General features: G+C 73.2%; 22 protein-coding genes. 8 read left to right on the top strand and 14 right to left on the bottom strand.

The features are described from left to right. Positions 1–39: 39 nt before the first annotated feature. From AH6_RS22890 to AH6_RS22875, 4 genes are all read right to left on the bottom strand, one after another. The gene (locus tag AH6_RS22890; protein ID WP_067483182.1) at positions 40–309 is read right to left on the bottom strand and encodes a DUF3039 domain-containing protein; all 270 of its coding nucleotides are present in this window, start codon (positions 307–309) and stop codon (positions 40–42) included. Positions 310–457: 148 nt separating this feature from the next. Then, the gene (locus AH6_RS22885; protein ID WP_067483180.1) at positions 458–1,399 is read right to left on the bottom strand and encodes a helix-turn-helix domain-containing protein; all 942 of its coding nucleotides are present in this window, start codon (positions 1,397–1,399) and stop codon (positions 458–460) included. 75 nt (positions 1,400–1,474) lie between these two features. Then, entirely contained in the window at positions 1,475–2,050 is a 576-nt protein-coding gene (locus tag AH6_RS22880; RefSeq protein ID WP_067483219.1) for a YqgE/AlgH family protein, read from the bottom strand. Positions 2,051–2,165: 115 nt separating this feature from the next. Continuing rightward, entirely contained in the window at positions 2,166–2,579 is a 414-nt protein-coding gene (locus AH6_RS22875) for a hypothetical protein (RefSeq protein WP_067483178.1), read from the bottom strand. Here AH6_RS22875 and AH6_RS22870 point away from each other — a divergent pair. Together AH6_RS22870 and AH6_RS22865 are read left to right on the top strand one after the other, a co-directional pair. Continuing rightward, positions 2,548–2,973, top strand: a complete 426-nt coding sequence (locus AH6_RS22870) for a hypothetical protein (RefSeq protein ID WP_157431641.1) — start codon at positions 2,548–2,550, stop codon at positions 2,971–2,973. The two genes, AH6_RS22875 and AH6_RS22870, sit on opposite strands and share 32 nt — an antisense overlap. 123 nt (positions 2,974–3,096) lie before the next feature. After that, the gene (locus tag AH6_RS22865; RefSeq protein WP_067483174.1) at positions 3,097–3,696 is read left to right on the top strand and encodes a hypothetical protein; all 600 of its coding nucleotides are present in this window, start codon (positions 3,097–3,099) and stop codon (positions 3,694–3,696) included. A gap of 7 nt (positions 3,697–3,703) precedes the next feature. Here AH6_RS22865 and AH6_RS22860 read toward each other — a convergent pair whose 3' ends face one another. The 3 genes from AH6_RS22860 to AH6_RS22850 all read right to left on the bottom strand — a co-directional run bounded on the left by AH6_RS22860 (position 3,704) and on the right by AH6_RS22850 (position 6,909). Beyond that, positions 3,704–5,107 (bottom strand): NAD-dependent malic enzyme, encoded by a 1,404-nt coding sequence (locus AH6_RS22860; protein WP_067483172.1) that lies wholly within the window; start codon positions 5,105–5,107, stop codon positions 3,704–3,706. A gap of 95 nt (positions 5,108–5,202) precedes the next feature. After that, positions 5,203–5,841 carry a cytidylate kinase-like family protein gene (locus AH6_RS22855; protein WP_067483170.1) on the bottom strand — a complete coding sequence of 213 codons (639 nt, stop codon included), beginning with the start codon at positions 5,839–5,841 and terminating at the stop codon, positions 5,203–5,205. 105 nt (positions 5,842–5,946) lie between these two features. Continuing rightward, on the bottom strand, positions 5,947–6,909 hold the full coding sequence (locus AH6_RS22850; protein WP_067483168.1) for a tetratricopeptide repeat protein: 963 nt from the start codon (positions 6,907–6,909) through the stop codon (positions 5,947–5,949). A gap of 403 nt (positions 6,910–7,312) precedes the next feature. Between AH6_RS22850 and AH6_RS22845 the strand changes: the two genes are divergently transcribed. Both AH6_RS22845 and AH6_RS22840 read left to right on the top strand, forming a co-directional pair. Further along, complete coding sequence (locus AH6_RS22845) at positions 7,313–8,161, top strand: ATP-binding cassette domain-containing protein (RefSeq protein WP_083983350.1); 849 nt, start codon at positions 7,313–7,315, stop codon at positions 8,159–8,161. Further along, the gene (locus AH6_RS22840) at positions 8,154–9,458 is read left to right on the top strand and encodes a hypothetical protein (protein WP_157431640.1); all 1,305 of its coding nucleotides are present in this window, start codon (positions 8,154–8,156) and stop codon (positions 9,456–9,458) included. Before AH6_RS22845 ends, AH6_RS22840 begins: the two co-directional genes overlap by 8 nt. 66 nt (positions 9,459–9,524) lie before the next feature. Here AH6_RS22840 and AH6_RS22835 read toward each other — a convergent pair whose 3' ends face one another. Next, positions 9,525–9,833: a DUF3817 domain-containing protein gene (locus AH6_RS22835; protein WP_067483162.1), complete on the bottom strand. Its 309-nt coding sequence runs from the start codon at positions 9,831–9,833 to the stop codon at positions 9,525–9,527. Between the two features lie 128 nt (positions 9,834–9,961). Here AH6_RS22835 and AH6_RS22830 point away from each other — a divergent pair, with 128 nt between their 5' ends. Beyond that, positions 9,962–10,693: a DUF4230 domain-containing protein gene (locus AH6_RS22830; RefSeq protein WP_067483160.1), complete on the top strand. Its 732-nt coding sequence runs from the start codon at positions 9,962–9,964 to the stop codon at positions 10,691–10,693. Positions 10,694–10,905: 212 nt separating this feature from the next. On the opposite strand, the gene AH6_RS22825 is transcribed toward AH6_RS22830, so the two are convergent. After that, positions 10,906–12,090: an acetyl-CoA C-acetyltransferase gene (locus AH6_RS22825; RefSeq protein WP_067483158.1), complete on the bottom strand. Its 1,185-nt coding sequence runs from the start codon at positions 12,088–12,090 to the stop codon at positions 10,906–10,908. Positions 12,091–12,176: 86 nt separating this feature from the next. Here AH6_RS22825 and mce point away from each other — a divergent pair, with 86 nt between their 5' ends. The 3 genes from mce to AH6_RS46730 all read left to right on the top strand — a co-directional run bounded on the left by mce (position 12,177) and on the right by AH6_RS46730 (position 16,102). After that, entirely contained in the window at positions 12,177–12,599 is a 423-nt protein-coding gene (gene mce / locus AH6_RS22820) for a methylmalonyl-CoA epimerase (RefSeq protein ID WP_067483156.1), read from the top strand. A gap of 383 nt (positions 12,600–12,982) precedes the next feature. Beyond that, positions 12,983–14,311 carry a DivIVA domain-containing protein gene (locus AH6_RS22815; protein WP_067483154.1) on the top strand — a complete coding sequence of 443 codons (1,329 nt, stop codon included), beginning with the start codon at positions 12,983–12,985 and terminating at the stop codon, positions 14,309–14,311. Between the two features lie 258 nt (positions 14,312–14,569). Next, positions 14,570–16,102: an AI-2E family transporter gene (locus tag AH6_RS46730; protein ID WP_067483152.1), complete on the top strand. Its 1,533-nt coding sequence runs from the start codon at positions 14,570–14,572 to the stop codon at positions 16,100–16,102. 61 nt (positions 16,103–16,163) lie between these two features. Here AH6_RS46730 and AH6_RS22805 read toward each other — a convergent pair whose 3' ends face one another. The 5 genes from AH6_RS22805 to AH6_RS22785 all read right to left on the bottom strand — a co-directional run bounded on the left by AH6_RS22805 (position 16,164) and on the right by AH6_RS22785 (position 20,276). Then, positions 16,164–17,003 carry an alpha/beta fold hydrolase gene (locus AH6_RS22805; protein ID WP_307190395.1) on the bottom strand — a complete coding sequence of 280 codons (840 nt, stop codon included), beginning with the start codon at positions 17,001–17,003 and terminating at the stop codon, positions 16,164–16,166. Between the two features lie 69 nt (positions 17,004–17,072). Beyond that, on the bottom strand, positions 17,073–17,795 hold the full coding sequence (locus AH6_RS22800) for an alpha/beta hydrolase (protein ID WP_067483150.1): 723 nt from the start codon (positions 17,793–17,795) through the stop codon (positions 17,073–17,075). A gap of 57 nt (positions 17,796–17,852) precedes the next feature. Further along, on the bottom strand, positions 17,853–18,347 hold the full coding sequence (locus AH6_RS22795) for a hypothetical protein (protein ID WP_067483148.1): 495 nt from the start codon (positions 18,345–18,347) through the stop codon (positions 17,853–17,855). Between the two features lie 48 nt (positions 18,348–18,395). Then, positions 18,396–18,716: an Rv1322 family protein gene (locus tag AH6_RS22790; protein ID WP_067483146.1), complete on the bottom strand. Its 321-nt coding sequence runs from the start codon at positions 18,714–18,716 to the stop codon at positions 18,396–18,398. Positions 18,717–18,734: 18 nt separating this feature from the next. Further along, positions 18,735–20,276 (bottom strand): 3-hydroxyacyl-CoA dehydrogenase family protein, encoded by a 1,542-nt coding sequence (locus AH6_RS22785; protein ID WP_067483144.1) that lies wholly within the window; start codon positions 20,274–20,276, stop codon positions 18,735–18,737. Positions 20,277–20,327 lie beyond the last annotated feature (51 nt).

Genomic DNA, 20,327 nt, shown 5'->3' with positions numbered 1-20,327 from the left:
TTCGGCCCGCGCGGCACGCGCCCGGCCGGGAGGGCGGCGCTACTTCTTGTCGCCGTCCCCGTCGCCGCCCTTCTTCATGCCCTCGTAGATCTCCTTGCACTCCGGGCACACCGGGTACTTCTTGGGATCGCGGTTGGGCACCCAGATCTTGCCGCACAGCGCCACCACCGGCGTGCCGGTCACCGCGCTCTCGGTGATCTTGGCCTTCTTGACGTAGTGGGCGAACCGCTCGTGGTCGCCGTCGCCGTGCGACAGGTCCGGGCGAGTGTCCTGCTGGAGATCGCCGTCGGGAAGGATCTTCGTGCTCACGTCAACACCTTACAACCTGTCCTTGGGCCCTCCCTGGGGCTTGACGGACAGCCTCCTTCTCGGAGATCCCACCGTCCCCGCCTCCGGTCTCGGAGTGGTGACAGGGGTTCCTGCCGTGTCGGCTCCGGGCCACGGCGGCGTCCATCCGCTAAGGGGCGGTGCCGGTGACGTGCCCGGGGCCACGGTCAGGCGTTGTTATCCCGGCCTGCTGCTTGCGGGTCCGGGGTCTGGGCTGGGGCCTCGGCCCAGACGTTCGAGGTCGCGCCCATAACAGGCGAGGTTGACGGCGGCGTTCAGGTCTCGATCCAGGGTCAGGCCGCGCGCGCTGCACAGGGGCACGGGTCTGCTCGACGCCGTGCTCGTCGGCGGCCACGACCAGGTCGACCAGGCCCATGTCCACTCCGGTCCATCCGGCCGGCCCCTCGGTGGTTTCGGGATGCCGGACGGACGGGTGCAGGTCGGCGGCCCGCACGGTCACCACCGCGACCCACCTGTCGCGACGTCGCCGCACGGTCACCGCGCAGATCCTCGCCCGTGCCGCCTCCGCCGGGCCGGGACGCAACATCCGACGCAGCTTGCGGGTGTCTTCACGAACGCTGAACACGCCCAACTTGGGCAACCGCAATGAACGTGGGTGTCCCGGAACGCCCACGACGACACAGCCGTTCCGGTTCCGAACACGGAAGCTGTAAGGCGTGGCGTGCTTCTTCTTGAAGCGGGGGAAGCACACCCTGGAGCCGCCGCGACGACCGGCGCGGGAGGCGGTGAACGCGGCGAGAGCGTGAGCCAGATCCACGGCGGCCTCCTCCAGGACCAGCGCCGGGATCATTCGATGCCAGGGCTGACCGGTGGCCGGGTCGATCGCCTGCACCAACGCGGTGCGCTTCCAATGGTTGGCAGCGTTGATCAGATCGAACGCCGACCACGGCACCCGCACGTCCGGATCTTCATGGTGCTCGTCCAAGCGCTCTTTCACGAGCGCGAGCAAGGTGTTGTAAGTCAGGCGCGCGGCGCCCCCGGCAGTACGCAGCAACGCCTCTTGCGCCGGGGTCGGCGCAAGAGTGAACCGGAATGCCGTCACGTGTGACATGGCCACCACGTTAGGTGATGAGAGTCGAACGCGCTGGCGAATGCCCCACAATCATCCGCCTGCCTCCCCGCTCCCTTAGTTCAGCGTGGGGTCGTCGGGGAAAGTCGAGACGAAGGCCAGGTCGCCGCCCTGGCGGCGCAGCACCTCCTGCCACAGGCGCTCGGGGTCGCCGGCGAACACGTCGCCGGCCTCGGCGGGCACCAGGTACCAGGAGCCGTCCTCGATCTCGGCGCGCAGCTGCCCGGCCGACCAGCCCGCGTAGCCGGCGAACACGCGCAGCTGGAGCAGTTCGGGGGCCAGCAGGGCGGGCGGGGCGTCCAGGTCGACCAGGCCGACCCGGGCCACCTCCGAGCCGCCGTCCAGGGCGCGCCAGCCCAGCGGCTCGTCCTCACCGGGCAGGCGGGCCAGGGCGAGCGCGTTGTCCAGGGCCACCGGTCCGCCCTGGAAGACGACCGGCGGGCCGGTCGCCAGCTCGGCCCACGGGGGCAGCACCCGGTCCACCGGGACCTCGGTCGGCCGGTTGAGGACAACCCCGAGCGTGCCGCCGTCGTGGTCATGCTCGACCACCAGGACGACGCTGCGTCTGAAGTTGGGGTCGTCGAGCTGCGGGGTCGCCACCAGCAGCAGCCCGACCCTGATGCCGTCTTCCATGGTCTCCATCATGCGTTGCGCGGACCTCCGGCGGCACGTCCCCCCGCTCGTTAGCCTGTTACGCATTCCTATCGCTGGGGATATCGGCACAAGACGGACCTAGGTTAAGAATGATCTAGGACCATCGGCCGCCCGGACGGCGCGCGCCCCCCAACGCGCGCCGGCGGGCCGGGGAGGACGCGATGCAGTTGCCCAGGGTCGTCATCGCCGCCGTGTTCTTCGTCATCGGGGCGCTGATCGCGATCCCCGCCCTGATGAAGGCGACCGGTGAGTCTCGCGCCTCCGGCGCACCGACCGCCACCACGTCCGCGCCGACGCCGTCACCGTCGCCGTCGGGCAGCACGGGACGGTCCTCGCCCGCCCCGACGCGCACCACCGCGCCGCCGACGCGCTCGCCGTCGCCCAGCGCGACCACCAAGCCGCCGACGCCCGCGCCGACGCGGACCACCACCCGGCCCCCGCAGCCGGTGCAGCCGCTGTCGGTGACGGTCGGGAACGTGCTCTGCCCCGCCCGCACGGTCGAGATCACCGTGCGCAACTCCGGGTCGCAGGCCGAGGACTTCGCCATCGTGCGCGACGACGGCTCGGCGTCGGTGCCGAGCCGGGTCGCGGCGGGCGCGACCCGGTCCACCACCGTCACGCTGCGCGAGGACCGGCGCACCCAGATCCAGGTGACCTGGAAGAACGAGCCGCTGCGCACCCAGTACCGGACGGCCAACTGCAAGAAGAAGGCCACCCCGGCGCCGAGCCGGACGCCGCGCGACGAGCTGCCGCACACCGGCGCCGACGACACGGTGTTGTGGGCGCGGACCGCCACCGGCGCCGCCGCCATGGTCACCGGCCTGATCATCTTCTGGTACGGCGGGATCTGGCCGCGCCGCCGGGACAAGACGCTGACCGCGGGCAAGCGCGGCGGCGAGTGACGAGCGTCCAGGGCCGGTCGGGGAACCCGTGCGTTTCTCGACCGGCCCTTGGTGTTCGGTTGCCCCCTGAAGGGTCAGGAAACCGGTGAGACGGCCTTTCCGTCCTACTTCGGGGGTCAATCCGTGCTGTTGCTCGCGCTGGCGGCGTCCGCCGCGCTCGGGGCTGCGACGCCCACGCCGTCGCCCGCCGGGTTGTCGGCGACGGTCGGCGAGGTGCGCTGCCCGCAGCGGCAGGTGGCGGTCACCGTCGTCAACGACACCGGGCGGGCGCGCACGTACACGCTGCTCCAGAACGACCGGGAGATCCGCACCGAGCGGGTCCAGGCCGACAAGGTGATCAACGGGCTGGCGCAGCTCCGCGAGGACGAGCGCACGCGCGTGGTGGTGCGCTCGGAGGGCCGCACGATCGCGTCGGTCGTGCGGACCGCCGACTGCGACAGCTCCACCGCGCCGGACGAGGAGTCCGGGGAGGACGAAGGCGGCGGCACGGGCGGCGGAAGTGACGGCGCCAGCAAGGACGGCGGGGGCGAAAACGACGCAGGCGGCGCCCACGGCGGCGGGACGCCCGACAAGTTGCCCCACACCGGCCCCGGCACCGACGGCTCCCTGCGCGTCCTCACCGCCCTCGGCGGCCTCGCCGGCGGCGCGGTGCTGCTGTTCTGGGGCTGGCTCTGGCCCGGCAGCGGCCGGGGAGACTGGTGCTCCCCGACCCGCCGCCTGTGACCCGGCCCTACGCCTCCGTGCGCGGACGGCCGCCGGCCGCCTCGCGGACCGCGCCCGCCACCCGCGGGCTCACGTCCGGGTGGAACACGCTCGGCACGATGTAGTTGGGGCCCAGCTCGTCGTCGGTCACCACGCCCGCCAGCGCCTTGGCCGCCGCCAGCAGCATGTCCTGGGTGACGCCGTTGGCCTGCGCGTCCAGCAGGCCGCGGAAGACGCCGGGGAAGGCCAGCACGTTGTTGATCTGGTTCGGGTAGTCGCTGCGGCCGGTCGCGACCACGGCGGCGTGCTCGCGGGCCTCGTCCGGCGACACCTCCGGCTCCGGGTTGGCCAGCGCGAACACGATCGCGTCGTCGCGCATGGTCGCGATGTCGTCGCCGTTCAGGATGCCGGGGGCCGACACCCCGACGAACACGTCGGCGTCCTTGACCGCGCCGCGCAGGTCGCCCGCGTAGCCGGAGGCGTTGGTGTGGTCGGCGATCCAGCGCAGCGAGTCGTCCAGGTCGTCGCGGCCCCGGTGCACCGCGCCCCGGTAGTCGCAGACCACCACGTCGCGCGCCCCGGCGTGCAGCAGCAGCTTCAGGATCGCGGTGCCCGCCGCGCCCGCGCCCGCCATCGCGATGCGCACCCGCCCGATGTCCTTGCCGACCACGCGCAGCGCGTTGGTGAGGGCGGCCAGCACGCAGATCGCGGTGCCGTGCTGGTCGTCGTGGAAGACCGGGATGTCCAGCAGGTCGCGCAGCCGCGCCTCGACCTCGAAGCAGCGCGGCGCGGAGATGTCCTCCAGGTTGATGCCGCCGAACGCGGGGGCCAGGATCTGCACGGTCCGGACGATCTCGTCGGTGTCCTGGGTGTCCAGGCAGATCGGCCAGGCGTCGATGCCCGCGAAGCGCTTGAACAGCGCGGCCTTGCCCTCCATCACCGGTAGCGCGGCCTCCGGGCCGATGTTGCCGAGGCCGAGCACCGCCGAGCCGTCGGTGACGACCGCGACGCTGTTGCGCTTGACGGTCAGCCGCCGCACGTCCTCGGGGTTGCGCGCGATGGCGAGCGACACCCGCGCGACGCCGGGCGTGTAGGCCATCGACAGCTCGTCGCGGGTGCGCAGCGGCACCTTCGACTGCATCTCGATCTTGCCGCCCAGGTGCATCAGGAAGGTGCGGTCGCTGACCTTGTGGATCTTGATGTCGGACAACGTCTCCAGCGCGGCGGCGATGGCCTCGGCGTGCTCGGTGTCGCGGGTGGCGATGGTGACGTCGATGCGCAGCACCTCGTGGCCGGCGGTGTTGACGTCGAGCGCGGTGACGATGCCGCCGGCGTTCTCGACCACGTGGGTGATCTGGCTGACGGCCTTGCCGCCGGCGGGGACCTCCAGCCGGACGGTGATGGAGTACGACACGCTGGGCACGCTGGCCACGACTTGCTCCTTCTTCCCGGGTACGTCCTTGTACCGCCCGCATCGTCCCACGCGGGAGCGGTGCGCCGGGGACCGTGGCCCGGCTCCGCGGCGGCTCAGACCGCGCGCGCCGCGGTCACGATGATCTCCACGGCGGCGGGCTCGGGCACCCGGGTGGTGTCGATCACGAGGTGGTAGAGCCGGGGATCGGCGGGATCGGCCCCGTAGAAATGCTTCACGTAGGCCGCGCGGGCGCGGTCGTTGGCATCGAGCATACGCTCAACCTCCCGCTGGGGCGTCCCGTCCGGGCCCGTCGCGGCGGCACGTTCCAGACGCCGCGCGCGCGGGCCGTCCAGCCGCACGTGCAGCGCGTCGCCGCGGTCGGCCAGCACCAGCGCGGCGGCCCGGCCGAGCAGCACCCCGCCGCCCGCGTCGGCGGTGCGGGCGATGATCTGCTCGGTGCGGGCGACGAACTCCTCCTCGGGCACGATCACCTGGTCGGGCACGTGCACGTCCATGCCGCCGAAGCTGACGCCGGGCAGCCGCGCCGCGCCCGCCAGGACGCGGCCGAGCCCGCTCTCGGCGCGGCCGTCGTGGGCGAGGGCCTCCTCCAGCGAGCAACCGATCTCGGCCGCGACCGCCACGGGGATCGCCCGGTCCACGAACGGCAGGCCGAGCCGTGCGGCGACGGCGGGGCCGAGCACGGCGCCGCCCGCGCCGAACGTGGCCGAGATCGTCACGACGCGAGCGCTCATGCGGGCATGATGCCCGTTTTGCGACATAACGACCGCGAGACCGCCCCCGGATCGGGGACGATCTCGCAGCGGCCTTCACGGGGCGGATGGACTAGAACAGGGCGGCTAGAACAGAGCTGACTGGAGCGAGCGGCGGGCTTTGCCGACGCGCGGGTCGTCGGCGGGCAGCGCCTCGAACAGCGCGAGCAGGTGCTTGCGCGCGGCGTCGCGGTCGTCGCCGGCGGTGCCGCGCACGGCCTTCAGCAGCCGGTCGAAGGCGTGGTCCACGTAGTCGGAGACCATCTCCACGTCGGCGGCCTGGATCTGGAGCGGCACGTCCAAGGGGCGCTCCTCGGCCTCGGTGAGCACCCGCTCGGCGTCGATCGCGCGCACGCGCAGGGCCAGGTCGATGCGCGCGAGGCTCACCTTGGCGTGGGCGTCGGCCGGGTCGGCGTCGAGCACGGCCTGGAAGGCGGTCCGGGCGCCGTCGAGGTCACCGGCGCGCAGCGCGTCCTCGGCCGCGGCGTACACCGGGTCGGCGGTGGGCTGCGGCTCGCCGGGCTCGGCGACGGGGGCGTCGTCGAAGCCCTCGGGCAGGATGCCCTCCTTGCGCAGCGCGTCGAAGAGCTGGTCGATGGCGTCGCGGATCTGCGGCTCGGGCGCCGCGCCGTTCAGGAACGGCAGCAGCTGGCCGGCCACCACGACCGCCACGAACGGGATGCCGCGCACGCCCATCTGCTGCATGTAGGCGTTGAGCTGCGGGTTGGCCTCGATGTCGACCTTGGCCAGCACCCACTTGCCCGCCGCCTCGGCGGCCAGCTTCTCCAGGATCGGGCCGAGCTGCTTGCACGGGCCGCACCAGTCGGCCCAGAAGTCGACCAGCACCGGCACCGTCTTCGACCGCTCCACGACCTCGGTGCCGAAGGTCTGGTCGGTGACGTCCATGACGGCGGGCCCGGCCGCGCCCGCGGCGGCGGCGGGCGGCCCGCCGGACTGCGCCCGCGCCTGGCGTTCCTGCTGCTTCTTAGCGGCCGCCTGGCGGGCTCCCAGGTCGATGGCCCCGTGCAACGAAAAGTCCCGAGAAGACATGGCTCCATCCTGCCTCATCGTCCCCCTCGCCCGTGCGCGCGTCCGCTGGGAGCGGAGCGGCACCGGGAGGCGGCCCGACGGCGTACTTCGCGCGTCCGCCTCGCGCGCGCAGGGGAGGCGGAGTCGCGGACCGGACGGACAGAGCGGCACAACCCGTGAATTCCCTCCCTTTCGGTGAGGCAAAGAATCGCGCCTTCCCGGACAACGGCAAAAGCGGGCTGACAGCGAACACCAAGGCTGGTTATAGTCACGAGGTCGATGCCTGACGCGACGACAAAGAGGGACGACGCCGGATCTCCGCAGGGAGACCCGGCCGGGCGGACGGGCGGCGCGTGGCGGGGAAAAGCCACCGGCCCGGTACTCATGACCGGCGCGATCTCAGGCGAATAACGGGGGGTAACAAATGATCGCGGACCATTCCGCGATCGTGGCCAGAGGGATGGGGGTCCGCCGCGGGGGGCGGTGGCTCCTGCGCCCGGTGGCCTTCGGGATCACCGAAGGCGTGGTCGGCCTGGCCGGTCAACCTGGGGCCGGAAAGTCCACTCTGCTTGCCACGTTCGCGACCTTGCGCCGGCCACAAACCGGCGCGCTTGAGATTCTCGGCCATGACGTCGGGAATTCCACCGGGCTGCGCGCCGTACGCGCGCGGATCGGTTATCTGCCGGGGAAATTCTCCTGGGCGGAGAACATGACGGCGGGCGAGTTCGTCCGCTATGCGGCGTACTACAAAAGGGTCCGCGAACCGCAGGTGCGGGAGGTGCTGAAACGGTTCGACCTGACCGAGGCCGCCGCTATCGAGCTGGCGCTGCTGCCGCCGGACGTGCGGTTGCGCGCCGGGCTGGCGGCGACCTGCGTGCACGAGCCGGAGCTGGTGCTGCTGGACGACCCGTTCGGCGAGCTGGCCGCGCACCCCGCCGCGGCCGCCGAGCTGGTGCCGGTGGTCCGCACCATGGCGCCCGCCGTCGTGGTGGCCGACACCGACGAGGCGCTCGCGGGCTGGTGCGACCGCCTGTTCACGCTGGACCGGGGCAGGCTGACCGAGCTGCCCGAGCACGCCCCGGCGCAGGACCGGGCCGCCGCCGCGCAGGCCCGCCGTCCCGCCGCGTCGCCCGTCCGGCCCGCATCGGAACGGTCCGACGCTGAACGACCCGCCCCTGAACGGTCCGCCGTCATCCAACGGCTCCGCCCCCTGCGCGCGCGCATGAGCGCGGGCCTGGAACTGCTGGCGGCCGGAAGCAGTGCTGGTGGCTGAACTCGGACAGGTGCTCCGGCTGGACGCCCGTCGAACGGCGTTACTGGTCGCGGTGCCCGTGCTGGCCGGGATCGGGGTGGTGCCCGCCTGGCTGTCGCTGGTGCCGGGCATCGGCTACTGGGACAACTCGGTGGTCGCGCTGGCCGACGCGGTGCGCACGCTGGGCCCGGTCGCCGCCGCGCTGTCGGCGTGGGCGGCGCTGCGCGAGCGGCGGCTGGACTACCTGCGCGACCTCACCCCGCGCTCCCCCGCCACCGGCTCGCTGCACGACCTGCTGCTGCTGTCGGCGGCGGCGCTGGTCGCCTACGGCGTCGTCACCACGGTGGTCGTGTTCGAGACGATGTCCCGGCTGGAGGCGGGCCGCCCGAACCCGCTGGGGATGTTGTCGGGCGCGGCGGCGCTGGTGCTGCACGTGGTGGCCGGGTACCTGGTGGGCCGCTCCGTGCCGCGCCCGGCGACCCCGCCGCTGGTGGGCGCGGCGACCGGGTCGTGGGCGGCGCTGCGCGCGCCGGACGGGTCCTGGCTGAGCCTGCTGCCGCCCGCCGCGCTCGGCCGCGTCGAGCTGTTCACCACGCTGCGCACCGAGGTGCTGGCATGGCAGACCGCGTGGTCGCTGGGGCTGGTCGCGGCGCTGGTGTGCGGGCACGTGGCGTGGATGACGCGGCGGTCCCCGGCGATCGTGCCGCTGGCGGCGGCGCTGGCGGTCTCGGGCCTGGCCACCGTGCGGCTGGAGGCGTCCGGCGGCGAAGCGGCGGCGGCCGTGCCGACCGCGCGCGTCTGCCGCGAGTGGCCGCTGACGGTGTGCGTGCACCCGGCGCTGCGGGCGGCGCTGCCGACGCTGTCGGCGGCGGTGACACCGCTGGCCACCCGGCTGACCGGGACGCCCGGCGAGTTCACCCGGGTCGAGCAGCGGCCCGCCGCCGAACCGGCCGGGGTGGCGGGCGGGGTGGCCGCCGTGCACCTGGACGACGAGCTGCCGGCCGGCTACCAGACGCGGGTCGTCCAGCAGATCGCCGGCGGCCTGGTGACGGCGCCCACCTGCACGGGGCGGCCCGCCCAGTACCGCGCGCTGGTGGACGCCTGGCTGCTCGGGCAGCGCCCGCCCGAGATCGCCGACACCCGCGCGGCCCGCCGCTTCGCGGCCCTGTCGGAGGACGGGCGGCGCACCTGGCTGACCGCCCGCTACCCGCGCTACCGGACGTGCAGGCTGGGCCCGGCCGACTTCCGCGCCCCGGCGCGGAAACAGCCGGGAAAGACGAAGGCCGCGCCCGTGAAGGCGCGGCCGGAAGACCGTTGAGGTTTCCTGCATGACCACAGCCAGACCCCCCAGTCGGCCGCGGCCACGCAGGAGTTCCGGGGAAGGCTAGGCCGGCTGCTGGGCCCGCTCGGCGGGACGCTCGGTCCACTTGCGCTCGACGTAGAACGGCGCGACCGGCAGCACCGACGCGACCAGCGCCAGCAGCGTGCGCGTGCCGTCCCAGGCCAGCGGCCCGCGGACCAGGAAGACCAGCGCCACGTAGGCCATCCACAACACGCCGTGGATCGGCCCCACGATCGACACCACCTGGGGCACGTCGGCCACGTACTTCAGCGGCATGGCGACCAGCAGCAGCAACAGGAACGAGATCGCCTCGACGACCGAGACGAGACGGAAGGAACGCACGATGTCCACGGCCGACCAACGTACCGGCACCCCGCCGGGGTTTCGACCGGGACTATGGCACTGCTCACAGCGGGTTTCCGGCGGTTCCGCACCGCGCGGTGAGGTGAGGGCGCCGTTCTGCGGGGAATGCCCCTTGCATGGCACGCTCAGGCAAGCGCCCCGCCGCCGACAAGGCCACCGAGCCCGCGCCCGAACCCGCGCCGGCCCCCGCCCCGCCGGGCATCGACCGGCGGCGCGGTCTGCGCACCGCCCTGCTGCTGGTCGTGGCCACCGTGGCCGTCGTGCTGCTGGCGCAGCAGACGTTGCGGCTGCTGCCGGGCTGGCTGAACCCCTTCGCCGAGGAGACCAAGGACCGCAGCGGCCCGGTGCTCCTCCAGTCCATCCGCGACATGTCCCGCTTCGAGGCGGCCAGCGGCAACTACCAGGTGATCGTCGACCTGGAGAAGGACGCCAAGTGGCTGCCGGACTCGGTGCGCGGCCAGCGCACGCTGTTCGTGGGCAACGGGTCGGTGGACGCCTACGTGGACTTCTCCAAGCTCGGCTCCGGCGCCATCACGGTGAACGCCGACCGCACGGCCGCGACGGTCCGCGTGCCGCGCGCGCAACTGGAGCCCACCAACCTGGACCCCAAGCGCAGCTACGTCTTCCAGGCGCAGCGGGGGCTGCTGAACCGCGTCGGCGACTTCTTCAGCAGCAACCCCAACGACCAGCAGCAGCTCTACGTGCTGGCCGGGCAGAAGATCCAGACCGCGGCTACTGAGAGCGGCCTGCGCGAGCGCGCCGACCAGAACACCAAGCAGACGCTGACGAACATGCTGAAGGCGCTGGGGTTCAAGAGCGTGACGATCGAGCAGGTGAACGCGCAGTGAAGGTGGGGTTAGGGCAGAGCCTTCGGCTCCCTTAAAGCATGACGCTGCCGTTGGGCACCCCCTCGCCTGGCGGCTCGGGGGTGCCCAACGGCAGCGTGTAGTGGTGCACAACGGCGCAGCGTGTAGTGGTGCCCAACGGCGCAGCGTGTAGTGGTGCACAACGCCAGCGTGTGGTCAGGCCCAACGCCAGCGTGCAGGTAAAGCGCCTGTGCTTAGGGCACTCGGATCAGCAGCGCGTCGCCCTGGCCGCCGCCGCCGCACAGGCCCGCCGCGCCCAGGCCGCCGCCGCGGCGCTTCAGCTCGTAGGCCAGGTGCAGCACGATCCGCGCGCCCGACATCCCCACCGGGTGCCCCAGCGCGATCGCCCCGCCGTTCACGTTCACCTTCTCCGGGCCGACGCCCAGGTCCTTCATCGACTGGATGCCGACCGACGCGAACGCCTCGTTGATCTCGATCAGGTCCAGGTCGGCCACGCCCAGCCCCGCCTTGCCCAGCGCGTGCTTGATCGCGTTGGACGGCTGGGACTGGAGCGAGTTGTCCGGGCCCGCCACGTTGCCGTGCGCGCCGATCTCGGCCAGCCAGGTCAGGCCCAGCTCCTCCGCCTTGGCCTTCGACATGACGACCACGGCGGCCGCGCCGTCGGAGATCTGCGAGGACGAGCCCGCCGTGATCGTGCCGTCCTTGGCGAACGCCGGGCGCAGCCGCCCCAGCGACTCGGCGGTGGTGTCGCCGCGCACGCCCTCGTCGGCCGCGAACACGACCGGCTCGCCGCGCCGCTGCGGGATCTCCACCGGGGCGATCTCGTCGTCGAACACGCCGTTCTTGACGGCCTCGGCCGCGCGCTGGTGCGAGCGGGCGGAGAACTCGTCCTGCTCGGCGCGGCTGATGCCGAGGCGGGTGTTGTGCCGCTCGGTGGACTCGCCCATCGAGACGCCGTCGAACGCGTCGGTCAGCGCGTCGTGGGCCATGTGGTCCAGCACCTCGACCGAGCCGTACTTGTAGCCGCCGCGCGACCTGGGCAGCAGGTGCGGGGCCTGGGTCATCGACTCCATGCCGCCCGCCACCACGATGTCGAACTCGCCCGCGCGGATGAGCTGGTCGGCCAGCGCGATCGCGTCCAGGCCCGACAGGCAGACCTTGTTGATGTTGATGGACGGCACCGTCATCGGGATGCCGGCCTTGACCGCGGCCTGGCGGGCGGGGATCTGGCCCGCCCCGGCCTGCAGGACCTGGCCCAGGATCACGTACTGGACCTGGTCGCCGGTGACGCCGGCGCGCTCCAGCGCCGCCTTGATGGCGTGCGCGCCGAGATCGGCGGCGGAGAAGTCCTTCAGCGAGCCCAGCAGGCGGCCGACGGGGGTGCGCGCTCCGGCGACGATCACCGAGGTTGCGGACATGAGGGGGCCTCCATCAAGGTTCGGCGGCGACGTTTGCCACCATACCCACGGTGGACGCGCCCGCCGTTCACCGGAGGAGGCCGTCCATGCTGACCCGCATCGACCACATCGGCATCGCCTGCCACGACCTGGAGGCGACCGTCGAGTTCTACCGGGAGACCTACGGGTTCACCGACGTGCACTTCGAGGTGAACGAGGAGCAGGGCGTGCGGGAGGCCATGCTCAAGATCAACGAGACCGGGGACGGGGCCGCCTCCTACATCCAGCTCCTCACCCCGATCCGCGAGGACTCCACCGTCGCCAAGTGGCTCGCCAAGAACGGCGAGGGCGTGCACCACATCGCCTTCGGCACCGACGGCGACGTCCAGGACGAGGCCGACGGCATAGCCGCCAGGGGCGTGCGGGTGCTCTACGACACGCCGCGGTCCGGCTCGCTGGGCTCGCGGATCACCTTCCTGCACCCGAAGGACTGCCACGGCGTGCTCACCGAACTGGTGCAGAAGAGCTGACCACGAAGGCGGATCTGATCGTTCCGCGGGCGCGTCCCGGCGCAGCGTGGGACGATCGTGACGTGATCGATATCACAGGCCTCGCGGGAGGCCGGGGCGTCCGGCGCTCTGTGACCGTTCGGACACTTCTGGTGCTTTTTCGCACCGGACCCCCCGGCCTCCCTGCGCCGCCGCACCGGCGCGACAAAAACGACAAACTGCGCAGCGCGTCAAGATGAGCCCCCAACAAGGCAGCTCCCGGAGTACGCTTCTTTCGCCGGAAGAGGTCTGGGGCCCAGCGCCCGTTCAGCCAGCGATCAACCGGTCCCCGGTACAAACGTGCTCCCCGCCCCAGCGCGGGGATGGTCCCCACCCGTAGCCCCGTCACATCAGGATTGAGCCACATGCAGTCCGACATCGACGCCCAGCTCAGCAACTTCTTCGAAGACACGCCCCCACGCGAGTTCGACGTGGTGCTCCGCGGCTACGACCGGCACCAGGTCGATGAGCACATCAAGCAGCTCGACGCCGAGGTCCGGCAGACCCGCGAGCAGACGGGGGCCCTGCAGCGCGAGCTGTCGGACGCCCACCGCCAGCTCCAGGAGCAGGAGCGCCCGACCTACTCGGGTCTGGGCGCGCGCATCGAGCAGCTGCTGCGCCTCGCCGAGGAGCAGGCCACCGAGCTCGTGCAGGCCGCGCGCAGCGAGGCCAACGAGATCAAGGCCGCGGCCAAGGTGGACGCGGCCGAGCTGCGCGCCACCGCCGAGAACGAGGCCGCCGAGCTGCGCGCCACCGCCCAGCGCGAGGGCGACGACATGCGGGGCGCGGCCGAGCGCGAGGCCGAGGAGGTGCGCACCTCCGCCCGCCGCGAGGCCGACGAGCTCACCTCCACGACCGAGCGCGAGGTCGCCAAGCTGCGCGCCACCGCCGACCACGAGGTCGCCGAGAAGCGCGCCGCCGCCGAGCGCGAGATCGCCAAGCTGCGCACCACCACCGAGCGCGAGGTCGCCCAGCTCCGGGCCTCCACCAAGCGCGAGCGCGACGAGATCCTCACCACCGCCAAGCGGCAGGCCGACGAGATGCGCGCGCAGGCCCAGCGCATCCTGGAGGAGTCCGAGGCCCAGCGCGCCCAGGCCGAGGCCGAGTTCGAGATCCAGCTCGCCGCCCGCCGCGAGGAGGCCGACCGGCAGGACGCCGAGCGGCACTCGGCGGCGCAGGCCGCCACCCAGAAGCTGGTGGCCGAGGCCGAGCAGCGCGCCGCCTCCGCCGAGCAGCGGGCCGCCAAGGCGACCCAGCAGGCCGAGCAGACCCGCCGCGAGGCCGACTCGCACGCCAAGCAGCTGATGTCCAACGCGCGCAAGAACTCCGACCAGGTCATCGCCGAGGCCAAGTCGCAGGCCGAGCAGCTGCTCGCCGAGACCAAGGCCGAGGCCGACCGGGTCCGCACCGCCGCGCAGCGCCAGGTGGACGAGCTGACCCGCCAGCGCGACAGCATCACCAGCCACCTCAACCAGCTGCGCCAGCTGATCGGCGGGGTCGCCCCGGCGATGGGCGGCGTGGAGGAGGTGGCCGCCCCGGTCGACAAGCCCGCCATCCCCGCCGCCGAGCCCAAGCCCGCCCCGGCCCCGCAGGGCGGCGGCCAGCAGGCCCAGGCCAAGCCGCAGGGCGGCAAGCCCGGCCCCGCCAAGGGCCAGAAGAAGGACGAGGACGACGAGGACTGGTGGCAGGAGTAGCCGCCCGCCCGTCGCTCTGACGGACCCGTCCCGGAGGGGGCGTCCGGCCATCGCGGCCGGACGTCCCCTTCGGCGTCACCGCCGGAACGTGGCCGCCGGAGCAGCACGGACAGACCGTTGCGATTGGGACGTTCCGCCCGGGGCATGACGGGAGCCTGCCGCCCGACGGACACGTCGAACAGGCCGTAGGCTTCCGTCATCTCACCGGGTGGCCCCCGGCGCCCCGGTGGATGCGACGAACGGACAGAGGAGATCGGCGTGCCCGACGAGACCCCCCAGCAGGATCGGTCGGCGTCCCCCGGCGAGAGCGCGCCCGGAGCGGGCGGCGGGATCCCGCCCGGCCACGTCCCGCCCCCCAGCCCGCCGTCCGACCCGCCCCGCAGCGGCGGCGATGACAACGACGACGCAGGCGACGACAACGGCGACGAGCACGACGCCGGTTCCAGCACCGGCGGCGGCGAGAGCGACACCGGCGGCTCCGGCCCCGCCAAGCGCGGCACCGGCAAGCACCGCACCGGCCGCCCCCGCATCGGCCGACGCGCCCCCGCTCCCCGCAACGGCGGCACCGGCGACGACGAGCGCAACGGCGGCGGCGACGGCCAGGACGAGGCCGCCCCCGACGACAGCCACCTCCCCGTCACCCGCGCCGTCGCCACCCGCACCACCGACCCCGACCCCGCGCCCGACCCCGCCCACGACATCGAGCAGCGCAAGATCGAGGCCGGTGTCGAGGAACGTTTCCCCTTCGGCCGCCCCGGCCTGCCGCTCGGCAAGGCCCACCCGTTCGTCTTCGGCTTCACCGCCGCCCTCGGCGTCATCACCGCCTGGTTGCTGGTGCGCGCCGCGACCAGCGCCAAGTCGGTCATCGTGATGATCGTGGTGGCGCTGTTCCTCGCCGTCGGCCTGAACCCGGCGGTGGAGCGGCTGAAGCGCTTCGGCCTGTCGCGCGGCTGGGCGGTCGGCGTGGTGTTCCTCGGCGTGATCCTGTTCTTCGCCGGGTTCGTGGCCTCGCTGATCCCGCCGCTGGCCGAGCAGGTCGCCGACCTCACCAAGAGCGCCCCGGCCTACATCGAGAAGCTCCAGAACAACAAGCGCATCGCCGACTGGGACCGCCGCTACCACCTGCTGGAGCAGCTCCAGCACAAGATCAGCGACGCCAAGTTCCAGGAGACGATGGCCAAGCGCGCCCTGGACGTCGGCAAGCAGGCCCTCAGCGGCACCTTCCAGACGCTGACGATCCTCATCCTGACGTTGTACTTCCTCAGCTCGCTGCCGCAGATCAAGACGTTCTTCTACCAGCTCGCGCCGCGCACCCGCCGGGCCCGCGTCGCGCTGCTGGGCGACGAGATCCTGCAGCGCATCGGCGGCTACGTCGCCGGGCAGTTCACCATCGCCTTCATCGCGGGCGTGACCTCCTACATCTTCCTGGTCATCCTGGACGTGCCCTACGCGCTGGCGCTGGCGCTGATCGTGGCGGTGACCGACCTGATCCCGCTGGTCGGCGCGACCATCGGCGCGGTGATCGTGTGCCTGGTGGCCTTCCTGACCAGCACCACCGCCGGCATCGTCGCGGTGATCTTCTACGTGGCCTACCAGCAGATCGAGAACTACCTGGTCTACCCGCGGGTCATGAAGCGCACCGTGGACGTGGCGCCCGCGGTGACGATCGTGGCGGCGCTGATCGGCGGCACGCTGCTGGGCGTGGTGGGCGCGCTGCTGGCCATCCCGACCGCGGCCGCGATCTCGTTGCTGATCCGGGAGGTCGTGCTCCCCCGCCAGGAGACGATGTAGCGCGGCGGCGCGGGCTCGGCTCGCGGCGCGGCCTCAGCCCAACGTGCGCGGCGGCGCGGGCTCAGCCCGGCGTGCGGGCCAGCGCGGCGGCGAACTCCGCCACCGCCTGGTTGAACAGGTCCGGCTGCTCCACCGCGCACAGGTGCCCCGCGCGCGGGATCACCAGCAGCTCGGCGTTCGGCAGCGCGTCCACCATGGCGCGCGCCTCCTCCTCGGTGGCCAGGGTGTCCTCCGCGCCGACCATGACCAGCGCGGGCACCTTCAGCCCCCGCAACGTCTCGAACGCGTCGCCGCGCGCCGCCATCGCCCGCTGCGCCCACGCGGCCGCCCGCGCCGGGGTCGCCTGCACCAGGCCGCGCACCCGCCCGTAGATCAGCGCGCGCTGCCGGTAGGTGGTGGGCCCGACGAGGTTGGGCAGCACCTCGTCCACCAGCACGCGCACCGAGTCCTCGGTCTCCAGCTGCTCGGCCTGCCGCAGCCGGACGGCCCGGACCTCGTCGCTGTCGGCGGTGGCGCGCGTGTCGGCCAGTACCAGCCCCCGGACCAGGTCGGGGTGGCGGCGGCACAACGCCATCGCCACGTACCCGCCCATGGACAGGCCGCCGACCACCGCGCGCGGCACGCCGATCCGCCGGAACAGCCGCGCGACGTCGTCGGCCATGGTGTCGATCGACGGCTCGTCCCCGCCCAGCGTGGACCCGCCGAACCCGCGCAGGTCGGGGGTGACGACCCGGAAGCGGGCGGCCAGCCCCTCGCGCTGGGCCAGCCACATCGCCGACGACAGCGGGAACGCGTGCAGCAGAACGAGCGGCGTGCCGGTACCGACATCCCTGGCGTAGAGCTGCACCGTCATGGTGGCGGAGTCCTCCCCGTTCTCGTCCCCGACGACCACCGTGCACACGGCGGCCCGCCAATCGTCACCCCAGATCGCCGTTCAGCGGGGCCGGTGGCCGTGATCGGTCGCGCGGGTTTAGTTGTCCGTTTCGTCCCATTCGGTGGGCAGCGGGAACGTGCCGGGCGCGACCCGCCGCACGATCTCGTCCAGCACGATCCGGACATACGGCTCACCGACCCACAGGTGCTTGGCGCCGTCCACCGCGACCACCTCGGCCTGCGGGACGGCCTTGAACCGCTCGCGCGCCTCGGCGGGCCGCAGGTAGTCGTCGAACTCCGGCACCAGCGCCGCCACCGGCCGCCCGTCGGCGGCCCAGGCGGCGAGGTCGGCGTCGCCCGCGCGGTGCAGCGGCGGCGACAGCAGGATCAGGCCCTTGACCAGCGGATCGCGGCCCCACTTCAGCGCCAGCTCGGTCCCGAACGACCAGCCGAGCAGCCACACGTTCGGCAGGTCGTGGTACTCGGCGTACTCCAGCGCGGCGGCCACGTCGTGGCGCTCGCCCTCCCCGCCGTCGAACTCGCCCTGGCTCGTGCCGTGCCCGGAGGAGGTGCCGCGGGTGTTGAAGCGCAGCACGGCGACGTCGGCCAGCTCCGGCAGCCGGTGGGCGGCCTTGCGCAGGACGTGGCTGTCCATCATGCCTTCGGCGGTGGGCAGCGGGTGCAGGCAGACGAGGGTCGCGACGGGCGGTCGCCCGGCGGGCCGCGCCAGCTCGCCGACCAGTTCCAGCCCGTCGGCGGTGTGCAGCGTGATCGGCTCCCGCTCGGCGGGCAGGACCGTTCCCGACCTGATCTCCCCCATCGTGCCCCTTCCCTCCCTTTGACCGGACCTGTCCAGCCTAGGGGGGTCGGGGAGGCGTCAGACGCAGCCGTCGAGCCGTCCCCAGACGCGCAGCAGCCTGTCGGGCACCACACCGCAGAGCCAGCCGCCGGTGTCGCCGAGGTAGGTCCAGGCGCCGGCGCCCTTCTTGCGCCAGACGTGCGGGCCGTCCTGGCGGCTGACCGGGTCGTCGGAGAACCCGGTCTCCCCCGCCGCCCAGTAGACGGTGGTCGCCGCACTCGTCCCGACGATCTTCCCGTAGTAGACCTGTTCGGGGCCGACGACCCGGTCGCGCGTCTCGCGCGGGTGGTCGCGGCGGACGGCGGCGAAGTAGGTGTCGCCCAGCGCGCGCCGCACCTGCGGCGTGACCCGCAGGTTGACGGCGTTGCCCGGGGCCGAGCGCAGGGCGCGGGCGGTGATGGCGGTGCCCGCCGAGGCGGTGCCCTCGACGGCCACGGTGACCGACAAGGCGGACAAGGCCGACAGGGCCACGACGGTGGCGACGGCCCGGCGCGAGCGTGCGGAGGTCCTCATGCCCGGTGAGACGGCCGGGGCATCGCCGAAGTTCGGAAGATCCGCAGGTCAGCCGTAGCGCGGCGCGTTCCGGCCGCGCAGCTCGCGCGGCCCGCGCCGGCCCCGGGCCCGCCAGCAGGGGCTGTGCCAGTGCCGCCGGTCGTCGGCGTCGCCCCACCCGCCGGCGGGCCAGGCGACGACGTGCGGGACGCCGGGCGGGATCTCCTGGTCGCAGCCGGGGCAGCGGTAGGGCTTGGTCGCGTTGGCCCCGGCGACCTGCCGGACGTTCCACTCGCCGTCCGGGCCCTCCTCGGTCTCCTGGTCGCGGTAAGACGCCGCGCCGCCCTGCGGGCGTCCCCGGGCGGCGCGGCGGTTCTTACGCGGGCTCATGCGTCCAGAATATGGGGCTCAGCGGAGCGTGCGGCCCGCGGTGCGGTACTCCTCCAGCAGCGGCGCGGGCGCGAGGGCGGGCTCGCGGGCCTCGTCGTACAGGGCGTCCAGCACCTCCACCGCGCGGTCCAGGCCGAGCCGGTCCAGGTCGGCGATCGGGCCGGTCGGGTAGCCGCAGCCCAGCTTCATGGCGGCGTCGATGGAGTCGGCGTCGGCGTACCCGGCGCCCAGCATGGCGGCGGCGTCGTTGAGGTAGGGGAAGCGCAGCGCGTCCACGATGCCGCCCGCCCGGTCGCGGCAGTGCACCGGCGTCAGGCCGAGCGCGGACACCAGCGCGGCGGCCTTGTCGGCGACGCCCTCTCCCGTGACGACGGTGGAGACGATCTCGACCAGCTCGCCGTCGGCCTCGGGGAAGTGCAGGCCCACCACGTCGGCGGCGCGGTCGAGGCCCGCGGCCTGCCCGATCACGCGCCCGGAGGAGTCGGTGACGGCCAGCACCGCGCCGGGCTTGGCCTCGGCGGCGGCCGGGGGCAGCGGCGCGTCGTGCGGCGCTCCGGGGCCCAGCACGATCACCAGGTCGGCGTCGCCGATCGCGACGTCGGGCACGTCGGCCAGGCGGGCCGGGCGCGGGCCGTCGCCGACCACGCACACCACCGGCTGCACGGTGCCGTTGCCGCCCGCCGTGGGCTCGGCCGCCGGGGCGCCGTGGTCGTAGAAGCCGCGGCCGGACTTGCGGCCCAGCAGCCCGGCGGTGACCAGCTCGCGCAGCAGCGGCGACGGCGCGTGCCGCCGGTCGCGGGACTCGGCGTAGATCGCCTCCAGGACCTCCAGGCAGGTGTCCAGGCCGATCAGGTCCATCAGCGTGAACGGGCCCATCGGTAGGCCGCCGCCGACCTTCATGGCGGTGTCGATGTCGTCGTGGGTGGCGTGCCCGGACGCCAGCATCCCGGCGGCCTGGTTCAGGTAGCCGAACAGCAGGCGGTTGGCGACGAACCCGGCGCGGTCGCCGATGACGACCGGCGTCTTGCCGAGCCCGGCGACCAGGTCGGCGACGCGCGTCACGGCGTCCGGCTCGGTCAGCACCGTGCCGATCACCTCCACCAGCCTCATCACCGGCGCGGGGTTGAAGAAGTGCACTCCGACGATCTTGGTGGGCCGCCCGGTGGCCACCGCGATGTCGGTGACCGACAACGACGAGGTGTTGGTGGCCAGCACCGCGTCCGCGCGGCACACCCGGTCCAGCTCGGCGAACACCTTCCGCTTGAGGTCCAGCCGCTCGGGCACCGCCTCGATGACCAGGTCGCAGTCACCGAGGTCGCCGAAGTCGGTGGTCAGCGCGATGCGGTCCAGGATCGCCCGCTGCCCCTCCTCGGTCAGCTTGCCGCGCTTGACGGCCCGGCCCGTGGACCTCTCCAGGTGCCCGCGCCCGCGCTCCAGCGCCTCGGGGTTGATCTCGATGCCGACCACGGCCAGCTCGCCCCGGGCCAGCACCTCGGCGATGCCCGCGCCCATGGTGCCCAGCCCGACCACGCCGACCTTGTTGAAGGAAACGCCGCTCATGCCCGGAAGTCTCCCAGAGCGCTCGGTCCGCGCCCAGCCGGGGTAGGCCCC

This window comes from Actinomadura hibisca NBRC 15177, from assembly GCF_001552635.1.
GTDB lineage: Bacteria > Actinomycetota > Actinomycetes > Streptosporangiales > Streptosporangiaceae > Spirillospora > Spirillospora hibisca.
The sequence above is the reverse complement of the archived record's forward strand: the minus strand, read 5'-3'. Positions and strand labels throughout refer to the sequence as shown.

Bases quoted from the DNA above. Each gene is read 5' to 3' on its own strand.
- AH6_RS22885 (WP_067483180.1), bottom strand. From the start codon at position 1,399: ATGTCACACGTGACGGCATTCCGGTTCACTCTTGCGCCGACCCCGGCG.
- AH6_RS22880 (WP_067483219.1), bottom strand. From the start codon at position 2,050: ATGGAAGACGGCATCAGGGTCGGGCTGCTGCTGGTGGCGACCCCGCAG.
- AH6_RS22855 (WP_067483170.1), bottom strand. From the start codon at position 5,841: ATGAGCGCTCGCGTCGTGACGATCTCGGCCACGTTCGGCGCGGGCGGC.
- AH6_RS22850 (WP_067483168.1), bottom strand. From the start codon at position 6,909: ATGTCTTCTCGGGACTTTTCGTTGCACGGGGCCATCGACCTGGGAGCC.
- AH6_RS22845 (WP_083983350.1), top strand. From the start codon at position 7,313: ATGATCGCGGACCATTCCGCGATCGTGGCCAGAGGGATGGGGGTCCGC.
- AH6_RS22830 (WP_067483160.1), top strand. From the start codon at position 9,962: ATGGCACGCTCAGGCAAGCGCCCCGCCGCCGACAAGGCCACCGAGCCC.
- AH6_RS22825 (WP_067483158.1), bottom strand. From the start codon at position 12,090: ATGTCCGCAACCTCGGTGATCGTCGCCGGAGCGCGCACCCCCGTCGGC.
- mce (WP_067483156.1), top strand. From the start codon at position 12,177: ATGCTGACCCGCATCGACCACATCGGCATCGCCTGCCACGACCTGGAG.
- AH6_RS22815 (WP_067483154.1), top strand. From the start codon at position 12,983: ATGCAGTCCGACATCGACGCCCAGCTCAGCAACTTCTTCGAAGACACG.
- AH6_RS22800 (WP_067483150.1), bottom strand. From the start codon at position 17,795: ATGGGGGAGATCAGGTCGGGAACGGTCCTGCCCGCCGAGCGGGAGCCG.
- AH6_RS22795 (WP_067483148.1), bottom strand. From the start codon at position 18,347: ATGAGGACCTCCGCACGCTCGCGCCGGGCCGTCGCCACCGTCGTGGCC.
- AH6_RS22790 (WP_067483146.1), bottom strand. From the start codon at position 18,716: ATGAGCCCGCGTAAGAACCGCCGCGCCGCCCGGGGACGCCCGCAGGGC.
- AH6_RS22785 (WP_067483144.1), bottom strand. From the start codon at position 20,276: ATGAGCGGCGTTTCCTTCAACAAGGTCGGCGTGGTCGGGCTGGGCACC.